14 protein-coding genes are annotated in these 15845 nt (G+C 74.5%); 3 read left to right on the plus strand and 11 right to left on the minus strand.

All coding sequences use genetic code 11. The features are described 5' to 3' along the window. Positions 1–2: 2 nt before the first annotated feature. The 11 genes from ACIBZJ_RS20805 to ACIBZJ_RS20855 all read right to left on the minus strand — a co-directional run bounded on the left by ACIBZJ_RS20805 (position 3) and on the right by ACIBZJ_RS20855 (position 11103). The gene (locus ACIBZJ_RS20805; protein WP_395931890.1) at positions 3–848 is read right to left on the minus strand and encodes a glycosyltransferase family 2 protein; all 846 of its coding nucleotides are present in this window, start codon (positions 846–848) and stop codon (positions 3–5) included. Then, entirely contained in the window at positions 845–1816 is a 972-nt protein-coding gene (locus ACIBZJ_RS20810; protein ID WP_395931892.1) for a glycosyltransferase family 9 protein, read from the minus strand. Before ACIBZJ_RS20810 ends, ACIBZJ_RS20805 begins: the two co-directional genes overlap by 4 nt. Next, positions 1813–3135, minus strand: a complete 1323-nt coding sequence (gene rfaE2, locus ACIBZJ_RS20815) for a D-glycero-beta-D-manno-heptose 1-phosphate adenylyltransferase (protein WP_395931894.1) — start codon at positions 3133–3135, stop codon at positions 1813–1815. The genes ACIBZJ_RS20810 and rfaE2 overlap by 4 nt, the downstream gene beginning before the upstream one ends. Next, the gene (locus ACIBZJ_RS20820) at positions 3132–3749 is read right to left on the minus strand and encodes an SIS domain-containing protein (RefSeq protein WP_395931896.1); all 618 of its coding nucleotides are present in this window, start codon (positions 3747–3749) and stop codon (positions 3132–3134) included. Before ACIBZJ_RS20820 ends, rfaE2 begins: the two co-directional genes overlap by 4 nt. Beyond that, positions 3749–5002 carry a glycosyltransferase gene (locus tag ACIBZJ_RS20825; RefSeq protein ID WP_395931898.1) on the minus strand — a complete coding sequence of 418 codons (1254 nt, stop codon included), beginning with the start codon at positions 5000–5002 and terminating at the stop codon, positions 3749–3751. Before ACIBZJ_RS20825 ends, ACIBZJ_RS20820 begins: the two co-directional genes overlap by 1 nt. Next, the gene (locus ACIBZJ_RS20830) at positions 4999–5946 is read right to left on the minus strand and encodes a glycosyltransferase (protein ID WP_395931900.1); all 948 of its coding nucleotides are present in this window, start codon (positions 5944–5946) and stop codon (positions 4999–5001) included. Before ACIBZJ_RS20830 ends, ACIBZJ_RS20825 begins: the two co-directional genes overlap by 4 nt. Further along, positions 5943–6992, minus strand: coding sequence for a glycosyltransferase family 9 protein (locus ACIBZJ_RS20835; RefSeq protein ID WP_395931902.1), 1050 nt, complete (start codon positions 6990–6992; stop codon positions 5943–5945). Before ACIBZJ_RS20835 ends, ACIBZJ_RS20830 begins: the two co-directional genes overlap by 4 nt. Next, positions 6989–7639 carry a D-glycero-alpha-D-manno-heptose-1,7-bisphosphate 7-phosphatase gene (locus ACIBZJ_RS20840; protein WP_395931904.1) on the minus strand — a complete coding sequence of 217 codons (651 nt, stop codon included), beginning with the start codon at positions 7637–7639 and terminating at the stop codon, positions 6989–6991. Before ACIBZJ_RS20840 ends, ACIBZJ_RS20835 begins: the two co-directional genes overlap by 4 nt. Next, positions 7636–8643: a glycosyltransferase family 2 protein gene (locus ACIBZJ_RS20845; RefSeq protein WP_395931906.1), complete on the minus strand. Its 1008-nt coding sequence runs from the start codon at positions 8641–8643 to the stop codon at positions 7636–7638. Before ACIBZJ_RS20845 ends, ACIBZJ_RS20840 begins: the two co-directional genes overlap by 4 nt. Then, positions 8640–10292, minus strand: coding sequence for a carbamoyltransferase (locus ACIBZJ_RS20850; RefSeq protein WP_395931908.1), 1653 nt, complete (start codon positions 10290–10292; stop codon positions 8640–8642). Before ACIBZJ_RS20850 ends, ACIBZJ_RS20845 begins: the two co-directional genes overlap by 4 nt. Positions 10293–10503: 211 nt before the next feature. Beyond that, positions 10504–11103 (minus strand): TetR family transcriptional regulator, encoded by a 600-nt coding sequence (locus tag ACIBZJ_RS20855; protein WP_395931910.1) that lies wholly within the window; start codon positions 11101–11103, stop codon positions 10504–10506. A gap of 81 nt (positions 11104–11184) precedes the next feature. Between ACIBZJ_RS20855 and ACIBZJ_RS20860 the strand changes: the two genes are divergently transcribed. The 3 genes from ACIBZJ_RS20860 (at position 11185) to ACIBZJ_RS20870 (ending at position 15840) form a co-directional block, all read left to right on the plus strand. Beyond that, positions 11185–12411: an MFS transporter gene (locus ACIBZJ_RS20860; protein ID WP_395931912.1), complete on the plus strand. Its 1227-nt coding sequence runs from the start codon at positions 11185–11187 to the stop codon at positions 12409–12411. After that, positions 12408–14807: a beta-glucosidase gene (locus ACIBZJ_RS20865; protein ID WP_395931914.1), complete on the plus strand. Its 2400-nt coding sequence runs from the start codon at positions 12408–12410 to the stop codon at positions 14805–14807. The genes ACIBZJ_RS20860 and ACIBZJ_RS20865 overlap by 4 nt, the downstream gene beginning before the upstream one ends. Positions 14808–14913: 106 nt before the next feature. Next, positions 14914–15840 (plus strand): DnaJ C-terminal domain-containing protein, encoded by a 927-nt coding sequence (locus tag ACIBZJ_RS20870; protein ID WP_395931916.1) that lies wholly within the window; start codon positions 14914–14916, stop codon positions 15838–15840. Positions 15841–15845: the final 5 nt, after the last annotated feature.

The raw sequence follows: 15845 nt of genomic DNA on the forward strand, positions 1-15845 counted from the left end.
CCTCAGAGCAGCGACAATTCGTTCTCGACGCGACCCGGAAGCCGTCGGCGGTAGCGCAGCGCGGCCGGAAGCTTGGGCAGCAGCGCCGCGACCGCCCGGCGGGCCTCGGAGTCGCGACCGGCGTGCCGGGCCAGTGCCGCGGTGTCCGCGGCCACCACCGGCCAGGGCCGTCTCAGCCAGGTCGTGAGCAGCGCGTTCCGGCGCACCCTGGCGACCCGCCCGGGCCGCCCGCCGGCGTCCGGATGGTGGTGCGCGACCACCTCCGGGCAGTACGCGACCCCCCAGCCGGCGGCCGCCAGGTCGAGCGCGAGCAGCGTCTCCTCGGCGCCGAAGTGCAGCAGCCGCGAGAAACCGCCGACCTGCAGGAACGCCGAGCGGCGCACGATCGAGGCGCAGGCCAGGAACCCGAGCACCGACGGGCCGGGCAGATCGGCGGCCGTCCCCAGTGGCGACGAAGCCAGCACGGCGTTCAGCGGATCCGGCTCGTCCGCCGGGCCGACGAGCGTGCGCCCGGCGATCAGCCCGAGCCGCGGATGGTCCCGGAACAACCGCTCCGCCGCGGAGACCGCGCCCGCCGACCACCACGAATCGTCGTCGCTGAACGCCACGAACGGCGTCCCCACCGCACGCACCCCGACGGTCCGGGCCACCGCTCCCAGGTTCCGCGCCAGCCGGATCACCCGCACCCCGGGTTGCCGGGCCGTCACCGCGTCCGCGGTACCGTCCCGCGACGCGTTGTCGACCACGACGACCGGCGGCCGCTCCGGCAGCGCGGCCAGCCGCTCCAGGGTGGCCAGGGTGCGCTCCCGGCGGTCGCGCGTGATGACCACGATCCCGGTCGAAGTCATGCGACGGCTCCGGCCGGTACGCCGAGGTTCCCGAGCTCCTCCAGCACGTCGTCGATCCCGACGCGAAGCAGGCGGACGTCGGCGGTAGCGCCGTGCGCGTTGCCGGGACGGAGCTCGGAGGGATCGTCGGGGCGCCAGAGGATCCGGTGCGCGTACGACGCCGGAGGACCCCAGAGCGCCGGGGAGACCGGTCCGAACAGGACGACCGAGGGCGTGCCGAGGGCGGACGCCAGGTGCGCGATCCCGGTGTCGCCGACCACCACCGCCCTGGCCGCCGAGATCAGCGAGAGCAGCTCGGAGAACGGCAGATCCCCGGCGCCGCCCACCACCGAACCGGAGAGGCCGGCCCGCGCCGCGACCGCCTCGGCCAGCGGCCGCTCGCCCCGGCCCGCGGTGATCACGACCGGGACGTGCGCCCGCGCGAGGGCCCCGGCCACGGCGGCGAACCGCTCGGGCGGCCAGCACCGGGCTCCGGCGTCCGCGCCCGGGTGGATCACGACCGGGCCCGCACCCGCCGGTCCGGGGCCGGACGGCAGCTCGATCCGCAGGTCGGACGGGTCGCAGGCGATTCCGTACCACTCGAGCATGCGGCACCACCGCACGCGCTCGTGCTCGTCGTCGCGCCACCTCGGCCCGTCGAACCCCGGCCGGGCCCAGCCCAGCAGTCCCCCCGGGTCCAGTGCCCGCAGCACCGCCCGGCTCGGCAGCCCGTTGCCGTGCAGGTCCACCGCGACGTCCGGCGGGGGCCCGTCCCAGTCCAGCCGGGCCGGCACCGCTCGATCCGGCGCGACCGTCGGCAGCACCCGGTCGACCACGCCGGTCGCCGTCACCACGTCCGCGAACCGGGCCGGCGCGGCCAGCACGATCTCCGCGCCCGGGAGCGCCCGGCGCAGGCCCCGCAGCGCCGGTACCGCGGTCAGCAGGTCACCGAGCCCGAGCGCCCGCAGAACCAGCACGCGGGTGCTCATCCGGCGACCGCCCGCTCGAGCAGGCCGGTCGTCGAGCGTCCGTCCAGGTACGGCAGCACCATTGCCTCACCGCCCCACGACCTCACCGCCGCCGCTTCGGGCAGTGAGTCCACGGTGTAGTCGCCGCCTTTGACCCACCGGTCCGGGCGCAGCTGCGCCAGGACCTGCTCCGGGGTGTCTTCGGAGAACACGACGACCGCGTCGACCGACGCCAGCCCGGCGAGCACCGCGGCCCGGTCGGCGGCCGGGTTCAGCGGACGCCCCGCCCCCTTCAGCCTGGTCACCGACTCGTCGGAGTTGAGCAGCACGATCAGGCAGTCGCCGGCCCGCCGGGCGGCGTCCAGCAGGCCCACGTGACCGGCGTGCAGCAGGTCGAAGCAGCCGCCGGTCGCCACCACTGTCCCGCCCCGGGCCCGCACCGCGGTCGCCAGGTCGAGGGCCGCGTCCAGCGTCCCGATCGGAGTGACCGGCGCCGGTGCCGCCGGCCACGCGCCCGCGCCCCCGGCGTCCACGAAGGCCGTCGCGGACGCCACCGCGCGGGTCACCGCCTCCTCGGGCAGCGCACCGTCGGCGAGCGCCACGGCCGCCGTCGCCGCGAAACAGTCACCGGCTCCGCAGGGGTCACCGGACGCCCCGAACGGCGCCGGGATCAGCATCGGCGACGCGGTACCGCGGCTGAGCATCGCGCCCCGCGCCCCCATCGTCACCACCACCGACGCGGCGCCCCACGCCGACGCCAGCGACGACGCGGACCGACCGGCCGCCTCGGCCGCGTTCGGGGTCGCCAGCCGGACCCCCGGCACCGGGTCCGGCCCGCGCGGATGCGGATCCCACAGCATCGGCACCGACCCGGCCACCGCGGCCAGCTCCGGGCGCAGCGCCGCGGCGACCCCGCGTCCGTAGTCGGCCACGACTACCCCGGCCGCCGCCCGGAGAACCGCCGCCACCCCGGCGTCCGGACCGGGCACCGGGACGCCGTCGCCGCGATCCAGCCGCAGCACCGGACGCCCGCCGGCCAGAACGCGCGTCTTCACCGGCAGCGTGCCGCGCAGCGGCAGTTCGACCAGCCGCACCCGGCCGGCGAGCAGGGTCCGCAGGACGTCGGCGTCCGGGCCGGAACCGATCGCGGTGATCAGCACGATCTCGCGGCCGGTGCGCTCGGCGGCGAGGCAGGCGGCCAGCGCCGCGCCGCCCGGCCGCTCGTGCGTTCCGGCGACGTCGACGACCGGCACCGGTGCGTCCGGCGCCAGGCGAGTCGCGACGCCGGACACGTCCCGGTCGAGCAGCGCGTCGCCGACCACGACCAGCGGCGCACTCATGCCGAGAGCCTCCGCCCGGCCACCGCGTCGTCGAACGCGGCACACAGCAGGTGCAGCGCGACCAGGTGCACCTCCTGCACGGTCGCGGTCGCGTCGGCATCGACGCAGAGCGCCGAGTCGGACGCGGCCGCGAGCGGGTTGGGCTGCGGCCCGGTCATCGCCCACACCGTGATCCCGAGCTCGCGGGCGACTTCCGCGGCGCGCAGCAGGTTGCGGCTGCTGCCCGACGTGGACATCGTGACGAGCACGTCGCCCGGGCGGCCGTGGGCGGCGACCTGCCGTGCGAACAGCTCCTCGAAGCCGTAGTCGTTGCCGATCGCGGTCAGGCTCGACGTCTCCGAGTGCAGCGCGATCGCCGAGTACGCGGGCCGCTCGTCGCGGTAGCGGCCGACCAGCTCCGCGGTGAGGTGCTGGGCCTGCGCGGCGCTGCCGCCGTTACCGGCGACGAGCAGCCGCGACCCGGTCGACAGCCGGGCCGCGAGCGCCGAGCCCCAGCTCGTCAGCAACGGGATCTGGGTCCGGCGGATCTGGGCCAGCGTCTGCTCGAGTGCGAGGCAGTGCTCGGCGGCACTCTCGTTGACGAGACCGGGGGACCGGTCGAGTTGCGAGGTCATCAGGCGACTCCTGAGGCGGTGGCGGCCGACCGGTTCCGGTGGACCGTCGAGAGGCGGCGGGGGGACGGGCCCGCACAGACGGCCCGGTAGGCGTCTTCGGTCGCGGCGGCGACCCGGTCCCAGCCGTAGTGGGCCTCGGCCCGGCGACGCCCGGCAGCGCCCCAGCCGGTCCGGGCGGCCGGGTCGGCCAGCAGCCGGTTCACGGCTCCGGCCAGCGCGTCCGGGTCGCCGGGCGGGAACAGCAGGCCGGTGCGGCCCTCGGCCACGGTGTCGAGGTGGCCACCCACGGCGCTCGCGACGACCGGCCGGGCGCAGGCCATGGCCTCCAGCGGGACGATGCCGAACGGCTCGTAGTGCGGTGGGCACAGCACCACGTCGGCGCTGCGGAACAGCGCGGGCATCTCGTGCCGGTCGACGCCGCCGAGCAGCACGAACCGGTCGGCGACGCCCAGCTCGCCGGCGAGCGTGCGCAGCCGCCGTACCTCCGGGTCGTCGTCCAGGCGATCCGGCGGCGGACCGCCGGCCAGCACCAGCTCGGCGTCCGGGATCGAGGCCAGCGCCCGCAGCGCGACGTCCGTACCTTTCCGGGGCACCATCCGGCCGACCTGCAGCAGTCTCGGCCGCCGCGCCCGGGCCGCGACCGGTCCGTGCGGTGTGAACACGGCGACGTCCACGCCGCAGGGCACGACCTGGATCCGGTTCGGCGCGATCCCGAGCGCGACGAGTTCCCGGACCTCGTCCGTGCAGGTCGCGATCGTCAGAGCGACGCTGTGGCCGATCGTCGTCTCGCGCTCGATCCGGTCGGCCGGGCTGGTGTCGGCGTCACCCTGGTGCCGCCGCTTGACGCTCCCGAGCGCGTGGAACGTCTGCACGACCGGCAGCCCGGGCAGATTCCGGGCGCCGGTGAGCGAGGCCAGGCCCGACATCCAGAAGTGGGCGTGCACGACGTCCGGCCGGCGGGACCGCCAGTACCGGGCCAGCGCGGCGCCGAACTCCGGCATGTGCGGCAGCAGGTCGTCCTTCGCCAGCGCGGTCGGCGGGCCCGCGGTCACGTGGTGCACCAGCACACCGGGCGCGAACGGCGTCGTCTCCGGCAGGCCGGGATCGTCGCGCCGGGTGTGGACGGTCACCTGGTGGCCCCGCTCGGCGAGTGCGGTGGCCAGACCGGCCACGTGGACGTTCTGCCCGCCGCCGTCGGCCTCACCGAGCACCGCCAGTGGGCTCGCGTGCTCCGAAACCAGGGAGATCCTCACGCCGCGACCTCCTCGAGCAGCGCGTTCCAGTCGTCGAGGAATCGTTTGAGCCCGTAACGGTCGAGCGCGGCCTGGCGGGCGGCGGCGCCGTGCAGGGCCGCGAGATCCCGGTCATCGAGGTAGCGGCGGGCGGCCGTGGCCAGTTCGTCCGGGTCGGTCGAGAGCACCCCGGCGCCGGGCGGCACCGCGCGTGACGCCTCGGTGGTGGCCAGCGCGACCACCGGCATCCCCAGGAACATCGCCTCGAGCAGCGACAGCCCGAGTGACGTCCACCGGATCGGGTGCAGGTAACAACGTCGGGCCGCCATCGCGTCGTGCAGGCCGGCTTGGGGCAGGTCGAACGTCCGGACGCCGGGCAGGTCGAGCTGCTCGGCCCGCATCCCGAACACGTCCAGTTCCACCGCGTCCGACAGCCGCGGCAGCAGATCGGTCCCGGTGGTCCGGCCCCGCCGCACCGGGTCGTTGATCACGACCGCGGCCCGGTCGACGGTGCCGGTCCAGCGGTGGCCGGGGTCCGGGATCCCGTGCTCGATCACCGCGGTCCGGCTGCGGCCGCTGTCCCAGAACAACCGATTGAAATGCGTCACGTGGACGATCGGCAGGCCGGCGTCCGCCATCGGGTGACGGGTGTCCGGCACGGATCCGGTGCCGGTGCCGTCCGTGCCCGGCGCGTTGTGTTCGAGGTAGACCGCCGGGAGGTCGCGCCCGGTCCACTCGCGGGCGAGCGCGATCTCGTGCGGACGCTGGACGATCACGACATCGATGTCCGCCTCGCGCAGTTGCCGTGGGCTCAGCTCGACGGCGTCGGACGGCCAGTCGTACGTGCGCGCACGTCCCAGGCCGTCCGGGCCGCGGCCCGGCGTCACCGGGATCAGGTAGCGGTGCGGTCCGTGGACGAACGCCGTCGTCCAGGCCCCGTGGACGTGCCAGAGCAGGATGTTCACGCGATCACCTCCCGGGTGTTCACAGAGGCGGGCCGCTGCTTGACCCGGGGGATGAGGCCGTCGACCGCGGCGACGACGTCGTCGCCGCGGATCGAGGTGAGACAGGGGTGGCCGTCGATCGGGCAGGTCCGGGCGCGGGTACCCGCGCAGGCCGCCTGCTGGTCGCCGAGCAGGACCGACGGGACCCGGTAGGGAGCCCAGCGCTCGGCCGGGACGACCGGGGCGAACAGCGAGACGACCGGAGTGCCGACGGCGGCGGCGAGGTGAGCCGGGCCGGTGTTGCCGACGACGACCACGCCGGCGCCGGCCAGGATGCCGGCCAGCCCGTGCAGGTCGGCACGGCCGCCGAGGTCGAGCGCACCGGTCCGGCGGGCGACGGCCGACGTCAGCGCGACCTCGTCGGTTCCTCCGGTGAGGACGACCCGATGGCCGGCGCGCACGAGCGCGGTGGTGATCTCGACCGCCGTGCCGAAGGCGGGCGCGCGAGCCGCGACGGCCGCGCCGGGATGGACCACCAGGTACGGGCCGTCACCGGTGAGGCGTCTGGCGTCCGGCGGCGGGAGCACGGCGAGCCGGCCGTCGTCGCCGGGCGGGAGGTCGTAACCGGCGGCCCGGGCCAGGTCGAGCGCGGCGTCGGCCTCGTGCCGGTGGGGGGCGCGGTGGTGGCGGAGGTCGAGCAGCGACCCGGGGTAGTGCTCGCTGTCGGCGCCGATCCACCCGATGCCGGCCAGGCGCAGGACCAGCGCGGTCGGCAGCGGGCTCTGGTGGAAGCTCGCGAGGACCAGCGCGCGGTCGAAACGGTGGGCGGTGAGTCGTCCGGCGATCTGCTGGATGTCGTCGGGGCGCGCGTCCGGGGGGTCGAGGCCGACCCAGGGTGCGTCCCAGACGATCACGTCGTCGACGGCGGGGAGCAGGCGGGCGGCGGCGGCACCCTGCGGCCCGCAGAGCAGCGCGACCCAGTCCGACGTCCGGGCGGCGGCCCGGACGGCCGGGCCGGCGAGCAGGACGTCACCGGCGCTGTCGAGCCGGACGAGGAGCGTCCTCATCCGAGGACCTCGCTCGCGGCCGGGAGCGCCGGCCGCTCCGGGTGCAGGAGCAGGCGGACCGCGCCGAGCAGGTCGGGCGCGGTGGCCGGGGCCGCCGCGATCTCCTCGGCCCTGGTCACCGGAGTCGGGACCAGGATGCCGCACGCTCCGGCGGCGGCCGCGGCGGCGGGATCGGCCCCGATGTCACCGATCACGACGGTGTCGGACGGATCGACGCGGAGGGCCTCGGTCGCGGCGAGCACCATGCCCGGTGCGGGTTTGCGGCAGGTGCAGCCCCGGTCCGGGGTGTGCGGGCAGAAGACCCAGACGTCGAGCGGGTCGCCGAGAAGCGTCTGGATGCGGGTGGCGACGGATTCGACCTGGTCACGGGTGAGCAGGCCGCGCCCGACGCCGGACTGGTTGCTGACGACGCCGACCGCGATCCGGCGGGCGCGGAGGATCAGCACCGCCTCGAGCGCGCCGGGCCGGAGCCGGACGCGGTCCGGGTCGCCGTTGTAGGGCGGGTCGTCCTCGGTCAGCGTCCCGTCCCGGTCGAACAGCACCGCGGCCGGAATCCCGTCCCCGCCGGCCCGGTGTGCGGGCGGCTCCGGGTCGACGTAGACCCAGGCGTCGCGGGCGTACGGCGAGGAGCGCACGACCTGCCTCACGACGCCACCGCCGTGCCGCGCGGGGCCGCGTGGCGGTGCTTCCACCGGCCGCGCAGGTGGTGGACGACCGCGGCCGGGGGGATCAGCGCGCTGGTCGCGAGCATCGTGACGACCTCCTCCCTGGTGCGAGGACCCGGGGCGATGCGGGCCGCGGCGAACTGCGCGGTGCCCAGCGCCCAGCCCCCGGCCGCGAGCGTCGCCGCCCGCCGGTGGCCGGTCACCGCCAGCGCCAGGGCGGCCACGCCGGTGCCGGTGACCAGCGCGTGCCGGGCGAACCGGCCGCGCGGTGCCTCGGCCCGCTCGAACCAGTCCGGTCCGTGCACGCGTCGCATCAGGACGTCGTCCGCGTTGCCGGCCTGGGCCCGGACCGACGCGAGCGGCCCGGACGAGCGCACCGGATGGACGGTGGCCCTCCGTCCGGCGGCGAGCTCCCATCCGGCCGACGCCACCCGCAGCGCGAGGTCGGCGTCCTCCCGGAACGCGCGCGGGAAGCGCTCGTCGAAGCCGCCGACGGCGGCCAGCACCGACCGGCGGTAGGCGATGTCCGCGGTGATCCAGCGGGCCGAAGCCAGCCCGGCGGTGTTCCGCTCGGCATCGGTGGGGCGCCGATCGGCCGGCAACGGCACCGAGATCCGCCCCTGCACCGCCGCCGTCCCGGGCCCGGCCGCCTCCAGGTCCGCGGCGAGCTCGGCCGCCCAGGTCGGACCCGGTACCACGTCGTCGTCCAGGAACACGACCCACGGCGTCGACACGGCCCGCCACCCGGCGTTCCGCGCCGCCGCGGGCCCGTTCCCGCACGAGTAGACGATCTGCACCGGCACCGGCACCGGCACCGGTCCCGGCTCCTGCGGTGGCCCGGCGGGAAGCGGACCGCATTCGGTCAGCGGCCGGTCGTCCACCACGACGATCCGAGCCGGAGCCGGGCCACTCGCGTCGGCGACCGCCCGCAGACAGTCGGCCAGCGACGGCCGGCCGACCGTGGGAATCACGACCGAATAGGTCATCGGTCACCCGCGAACATCCGGCCCCGGCGCACGACGAACGGCCCGAGCGCGAGCAGGTCCACCGGCGCCGACCCGAAACACTCCAGCGCGTCGCGGGGGTCGTCGACCATCGGCCTCCCGGCCGTGTTCAGGCTGGTGTTCACCACCACCGGCAACCCGGTCCGCCGTTCGAACCCGCGCAGCATCGCGGCCAGCCGCGGGTCGGCGGCCGGATCGACGGTCTGGATCCGCGCGGTCCCGTCGACGTGCACGACGGCCGGGATCCGGTCCCGCCACTCGGGCGCGGTGTCGTGGACGAACAGCATGTACGGGCTCGGGAACGGGCCGCCGCTGAAGATCTCGGCGGCCCGGTCGGCCAGCACCATCGGCGCCACCGGCCGGAACTGCTCGCGCCCCTTGACGTCGTTCAGCCGCTCGAGGTTGCCCGAGTGGCCCGGATGCGCCAGCAGCGACCGGTGCCCGAGCGCCCGCGGACCGAACTCCGAGCGGCCCTGGAACCAGGCCACGATCTGGTTGCCGGCCAGCGCCTCGGCGACCGACTCGGCCACGTCGTCTGACCGCTCGTACGGCACCGCGGCGGTCTTCAGCCAGGCCTCGAGCTCGGCGTCCGACCAGCCGCGGCCAAGGTCGGCGCCGGCCATCGGTTCGGGATCGATCCCGTCGACGGCCGTCAGGTAGAGCGCAGCCCCCAGCGCCGTGCCCGCGTCACCGGCGGCGGGCTGCACCCAGACCCGGGAGAACGGCCCCTCGCGAGCGATCCGCGAGTTCGCGACGCAGTTCAGCGCGGTGCCACCGGCCATCGTCAGCAGGTCGTCGCCGGTCTGCCCGTGCAGCCAGCGCGCCAGGTCGAGCAGCACGTCCTCGAGTACGAGCTGCGCGGACGACGCCACGTCGGCGTGGGCCTGGGTCCAGGGCTCGTCCGCGCCGCGCGGCGGGGCGAACTCGGTCCAGTCGACGCCGGTGGTCCGGAAGCCGCCGTCCTCGGTGGAGTACACCCGCCGACGCAGTTCGGCGGCCATCCGCGGTGATCCGTGAGAGGCCAGCGCCATCACCTTGAATTCGTCGGACGACCGGAGAAAGCCCAGGTGGGCGGTCAGATCCTCGTAGAAGAGCCCGAGCGAGTGCGGCAGCCGCTGGGAGGCCAGCGTGTGCAGTTCGGTGCCGACCCGACGTCCGGCCAGATGCGACGTCGCCTCGCCGCGGCCGTCGAGCACGAGCACCGAGCCGGTGGCGGCGCCGGGCGCGGCGAACACCGCGGACGCGGCGTGCGCGACGTGATGCGGGACGAACCGGACTTTCTCCTGGTTCAGGCCGGGCAGTGCGGAGGCGAGGAAGCTCGGTGCCTCCCGCGCGTACCGCTGGCGCAGGTGGTCCCACGGGTCGTGCAGTCCGAGCTCTTCGGCCGATTCGGACAGTCCGGGGTCGTACGAGTACGCCACGTAATCGAGATCCTGCGGGCGCAGGCCGGCCTGCGTCAGGCACCAGGCCGCCGCCGTCCCGGGCAGTTCCCAGGCCGAGAACGGCAGCGGACGCTTGCCGTGCTTGCGCCGGGAGAACCGCTCCTCTTCGGCCGCGGCCACGACCCGGCCGTCCACCACGAGGCAGGCGGAAGGGTCGTGGAACAAGGCGTTGATGCCGAGGACACGCATCGGCAAGGCTCCCTTCCAGCGGCAGCGTTCGGTAGTCGCGGGGGAGTCGTGTGCCGGCCGGAACGACTCACTCAGGAGTCCGGCGGCCCTATCCGCACCGGGGCAGATACCCCGGGTGCGAGCGTTAAACGTGGTGTTCCACTCGGATGCGCCAACTCAACTGTCCGGCCTGCGTCAGCCCGGGATAGCTCTCACCTGCGCTCGGTAGCACTCACTCTCGGTGAACCCGGAGCAGGTCGAGGACGGCGGTGAACGTGCCCGGCATGTCGACGGCGCCGGGGTCGAGGAGCCACTGGATCTGCAAACCGTCCATCAGCGCGATCAGCGCCGTGGCGGTCGTCTCCGGATCGAGGCCGGGGCCGACGTCGCCGGCCCGCTGGGCGTCGGCGATCGCGGCGCCGAGGTACCGGCGCAGCGTCCGGTAGCGGTCGACGAACGACTCGTGGGCGGGGTGACCGTCGGCGACGGCCTCGCCGGAGAGCGTCGCGTAGAGCTGCACGAGCCCGGGCACCGTCGTGTTGTGGCGTACCTGATCGGCCGTGCCCAGTAGCGCCTCCCAGCCCGACGGGGTCTCGCTGCGGTACCGGCGGGTCTGGTCCTCGGCGTCGCGCAGCGCGATCACCTCGGCGAGCAGCTGCTCCTTGGACGAGAAGTGGTGCAGCAGACCGGCCTGGCTCAGCCCGACCCGGTCGGCGATCTCCTTGAGTGACCCGCCGCGGTAGCCCGATTCGGCGAAAACGGCCATCGCTTCGTGCAGGATCTCGGCGCGCCTGGCCCGGCCCTTGGTATAGCTGCCGCGTTGCTTGGTCACGAGCGAACGCTAACGCCTAGAATGAAAACCTATCGGTCACTCGGTTTTTGGGGTGGCCGAGAAACCGCAGAGGAGCGGTCCATGTCCCAGGCAGTGGAGCAGCGCACCCGGCTGGGCGTCTTCGGCGCGGCGATGCCGCTGGCCGGTTTCGGCCTGTACGTGGCGTTGCTGACGCCGGTCGTGGTCACGCTCGCGCTGAAGGTCGAGGCGGTGGCGCCCGCGACCAAGGAGCGCGATCTCGGCCTGGTGCTCGGCCTCGGCGCGCTCCTCGCGATGATCAGCAACCCGATCGCGGGCCGGCTCTCCGACCGCACGTACTCCCGCTTCGGCATGCGCCGCCCCTGGCTGATCGCCGGCACGCTCCTCGGCACGGTCGGCCTGGTGCTCGTCGCCGTCGCCGACGACGTCCCGCTGATCGGCGTCGGCTGGTGCCTCGCACAGGTGGCGTACAACGGCGCGCTGGCCGCGCTCACCGCGACGCTGCCCGACCAGGTGCCGGAAGCGCGCCGCGGCGCGGTGAGCGGGCTGGCCGGCATCGCGCTGCAGGTGGCGATCGTGGCGGGCGCGGTGACCGCGGCGGTCTTCTCCGGTGACCTGGCCCGGTTCCTGGTGCCGGCGGCCATCGCCGTCGTGCTGGTGGCGGTGTTCGCGTTCGTGCTGCGCGACCGCGTGCTGCCTGCGCGTCCGGCCGACCGCTTCGGGTTACGGGCCCTCCTCGGCACGTTCGTGTTCGACCCGCGCCGCCACCCCGACTTCGGCTGGACCTGGCTCACCCGGTTCGCGTTCATGTTCGCGACCGCGACCGGCGTCACCTACCTGCCGTACTTCCTGACCGACGAGATCGGCATCCCGTCCGGCGACGTCCCGCGCCGGGTCGCGTTCGCCACCGTCGTCCTGACGATCATGACCGTCGCGACGAGCATCGCCGGCGGCGTGCTCTCCGACCGGGTGGGGCGGCGCAAGCCGTTCGTGATGGTCGCGGCCGTGGTCGCGATGATCGGGCTGGTCATCGTCGCGTTCGCCGGGTCGTTCAGCCAGGTCGTGGTCGGCCTGGTGGTCTTCGGGGTCGGTACCGGGTGCTTCTACGCGGTGGACCTCGCACTGGTCACCCAGGTGCTGCCGAGCTCCGACGACACCGGCAAGGACCTCGGCGTCATCAACATCGCCAACGCGCTTCCCCAGTCCCTGGCCCCGGCGATCGCGCCGGTGTTCATCGCGATCGGCGGCTACCCGCTGCTGTTCCTCACCGGAGCCGCCGTCGGCATCGTCGGCGCGCTCCTCGTCACCAGAGTTCGGAGTGTGGCATGAGTGACCTGGTCGGAAAACTCTCTCTCGAGCAGAAGGTCCGTCTGCTGACCGGCGAGGACTTCTGGTCGCTCTACGCCGAACCGGCGATCGGCCTGCGCAAGATCGTGGTGTCGGACGGGCCGGCCGGCGTGCGCGGGAACAACTGGGACGAGCGCGACCGGTCGGCGAACATCCCGTCGCCGACCGCGCTCGGAGCGTCCTGGGACCGGGAACTGGTTCTGCGCCTGGGGCGGTTGCTCGCGGCCGAGGCCCGGCGGAAGAACGTCGACGTGCTGCTCGCGCCGACCGTGAACCTGCACCGGTCACCGCTGGGCGGGCGTCACTTCGAGGCGTACTCGGAGGATCCGCTGCTCTCGGCCGAACTCGGTGCCGCCTACGTGCGGGGCGTGCAGGCCGGTGGCGTCGGCGCGACCGTGAAGCACTTCGTCGCCAACGACAGCGAGACCGACCGGATGTCGGTCGACGTCACGGTCGACGACCGGGCGCTGCGCGAGGTGTACCTGGCGCCGTTCGAGCGGATCGTGGCCGAGGGCGTCTGGGCCGTGATGGCCGCCTACAACGCGGTGGCGGGCTTCACGATGACCGAGAGCCCGCTGCTGCGCTCGGTGCTGCAGGAGGAGTGGGGCTTCGACGGCGTCGTGATGTCGGACTGGTTCGCGACGCGTTCGACGGCGGCGGCGGCCAACGCGGCACTCGACCTGGCGATGCCGGGACCGGACAGCCCGTGGGGTGCGGCTCTGGTGGCCGCGGTGCGGGCCGGTGAGGTCTCCGAGGCGCTGATCGACGACAAGGTCGAGCGGTTGTTGCTGCTGGCGTCGCGGGTGGGGGCGCTGGACGGTGTCGCGCCGGCGGTTCCGGTCGTGGATCCGGCGCCCGAGGCCGAGATCGCCGCGCTCTCCCGGGAGGCCGCGGCCCGCGGAATGGTGCTGGTCTCCAACAACGGTGTGCTTCCCCTCGGGCCGCTGCGCACGCTCGCCGTCCTCGGACCGAACGCTCTGAACGCGCGGACGATGGGCGGCGGCTCGGCGTCGGTCAGTCCGACGTACACGGTGACGCCACTGGCCGGGTTGTCGTCGGCGCTCGGGGACTCGGTCGAGATCGTGTCGGCCGAGGGGTGTTTCCCGTCGGAGAAGCTCGATCCGGTGCCGCTGGAGCAGATCGCCGACCCGGTGGACGGGACGCCGGGACTGCGGGTGCGGTTCCTGTCCGCGACCGGGGCGGTGCTGGCGGAGGAACACCGCGAGAGCGGCCGGCTCACCTACCTGGGCAGCTTCGCCGGTGCGGACGCGTCGCAGGTGACCTCGATCGAGCTCGTGGCCCGCTTCACGGCGCCGGTGGCCGGCGAGCACCTGCTGGGCGCGGCCGGGGTCGGGCCGTTCCGGCTGACCGTCGACGGTCACGACGTGCTCGACCAGGTGATCGACCCGCCGGGCCCGGACCTGGTCGAGGCGATGATGAACCCCGGGCAGGCGGTGTCGACCGTGCGGCTGGCCGCGGGGCAGACCGCCGAGATCACGCTGACGCACCTGCTGCCGCCGGGAAACACGTTCCCGGCCGCGATGCTGCGGCTGGTCTGCGCCGCGCCGCGCCGCAGCGAGGCCGACGAGATCGCGCACGCGGTGTCGCTGGCGGCGTCGGCCGACGCGGTGGTGGTCGCGGTCGGGACCAACGAGGAGGTCGAGAGCGAGGGCTACGACCGGGCCTCGCTCGGGCTGCCGGGAAGGCAGGACGAGCTGGTGCGGCGGGTGCTCGCGGCGAACCCGAGGACGGTCGTGGTCGTGAATTCGGGGGCGCCGGTCGTGCTGCCGTGGGCGTCCTCGGCCCCCGCGATCCTGCTGACCTGGTTCCCGGGCATGGAGGCCGGTCACGCGCTGGCCGACGTCCTGCTCGGAACGGCGGAGCCGGGCGGGCGGCTGCCGACCACCTGGCCGGCGGCGGAGGCGGACGTGCCGGTGTTCTCGACCCAGCCGGTCGCGGGCGGGCTGACGTACGCGGAGTCGATCCACGTGGGGCACCGGGGCTGGCTCCGGTCCGGTGCCGAGCCGGCCTGGTGGTTCGGGCACGGCCTCGGCTACACGACGTGGGAGTACGTGTCGATCGCGGCCGCGGACGGGTCCGTCGACGTGACGGTGCGGAACACGGGCGAGCGTCCGGGCCGTGAGGTCGTGCAGGTGTACGCGTCCCGCGGCGAGAGTGCGGTCGACCGCCCGGCTCGCTGGCTGGTCGGTTTCGCGGTGGTCGCGGGCCAGCCGGGTGAGACGGTCACGACGCGGGTGGCGCTGCCGGCGCGGGCGTTCGAGCACTGGACGGCCGGAGGCTGGACCCGCGAGCCGGGCGAGTTCACCCTGCACGCGGGCCGATCCGTCACCGACACGCCCCTCACCGCCACGATCTAGCCGCGCCGGCGAAAGTTGAGCGTCGTAGGCTCAAGTTCGGGAATGAATCGGGCTGCTCGAGCGTCTGTTCCGACGTCCACGTACCGAGAGCGGCAGGGAGTGGAAGGTGGCCACGGTTACGAGCAGCGACTACTACGACGTGCTGGGCGTGGAGCGGACGGCCAGCCAGGAGGACGTGCAGCGGGCGTACCGCAAGCTGGCCCGCACGTACCACCCGGACGTCAGCACCGCGGCCGACGCCGAAGAGACGTTCAAGCGCATCAACGAGGCCAACGGGGTGCTCTCCGACCCCGAGCTGCGTTCGCGCTACGACAAGTTCTCCCCGCAGTTCGGGGACGACTGGCGCAAGGTCCCCGAGGACTACGACGCCGAGGCCGGCTCCCCGTTCGGCGGGGGCTCTCGCGGTGGGGCTGGCGGCTTTGCCGCTGACGGCGCGAGCTTCGAGGACCTGCTCGGCGGCCTCTTCGGCGGCGGCCGCTTCTTCGACGGTGGCAACGTCACGATGCCCGGCTCCGACGTCGACGCCGAGTTCGAGCTCTCGATCGAGGACGCCTACTCCGGCGGGCGCCGCAGCCTCACCATGCAGACGGCGTCCGGTCTCCGCACGATCGACGTCAACATCCCGGCCGGTGTCGTCGACGGTCAGCGCATCCGGCTGGCCGGCCAGGGCGGCGACGGCTTCGGCGAGGACGCGCCCCGCGGCGACCTGTACCTGCACGTGCGGCTGACCCCGCACACCCGGTACCGCGTGGACGGGCGGAACCTCACCGTCGAGCTCCCGGTCACCCCCTGGGACGCCACGCTCGGCGCCAAGGCCACGGTCGAGACGCCCGCCGGGCCCGTCGACGTCAAGGTGCCGGCCGGGTCGTCGTCCGGACGACGTCTTCGCTTGCGCGGCCGGGGGATGCCGAACCCGCGTGGCAGCGCCGGCGACCTCTACGCCGAGGTCAAGATCGTCGTACCGCAGCGCCTCACCGACGACCAGCGGGCGGCCTGGGAGATGCTGGCCGAGGCCTACGCCGACGCCGCCTGATCGGC

This window comes from Cryptosporangium sp. NPDC051539, assembly GCF_044454545.1.
Classification (GTDB): domain Bacteria; phylum Actinomycetota; class Actinomycetes; order Mycobacteriales; family Cryptosporangiaceae; genus Cryptosporangium.

Bases quoted from the DNA above. Each gene is read 5' to 3' on its own strand.
- ACIBZJ_RS20805 (WP_395931890.1), bottom strand. From the start codon at position 848: ATGACTTCGACCGGGATCGTGGTCATCACGCGCGACCGCCGGGAGCGC.
- ACIBZJ_RS20810 (WP_395931892.1), bottom strand. From the start codon at position 1,816: ATGAGCACCCGCGTGCTGGTTCTGCGGGCGCTCGGGCTCGGTGACCTG.
- rfaE2 (WP_395931894.1), bottom strand. From the start codon at position 3,135: ATGAGTGCGCCGCTGGTCGTGGTCGGCGACGCGCTGCTCGACCGGGAC.
- ACIBZJ_RS20820 (WP_395931896.1), bottom strand. From the start codon at position 3,749: ATGACCTCGCAACTCGACCGGTCCCCCGGTCTCGTCAACGAGAGTGCC.
- ACIBZJ_RS20835 (WP_395931902.1), bottom strand. From the start codon at position 6,992: ATGAGGACGCTCCTCGTCCGGCTCGACAGCGCCGGTGACGTCCTGCTC.
- ACIBZJ_RS20845 (WP_395931906.1), bottom strand. From the start codon at position 8,643: ATGACCTATTCGGTCGTGATTCCCACGGTCGGCCGGCCGTCGCTGGCC.
- ACIBZJ_RS20850 (WP_395931908.1), bottom strand. From the start codon at position 10,292: ATGCGTGTCCTCGGCATCAACGCCTTGTTCCACGACCCTTCCGCCTGC.
- ACIBZJ_RS20860 (WP_395931912.1), top strand. From the start codon at position 11,185: ATGTCCCAGGCAGTGGAGCAGCGCACCCGGCTGGGCGTCTTCGGCGCG.
- ACIBZJ_RS20865 (WP_395931914.1), top strand. From the start codon at position 12,408: ATGAGTGACCTGGTCGGAAAACTCTCTCTCGAGCAGAAGGTCCGTCTG.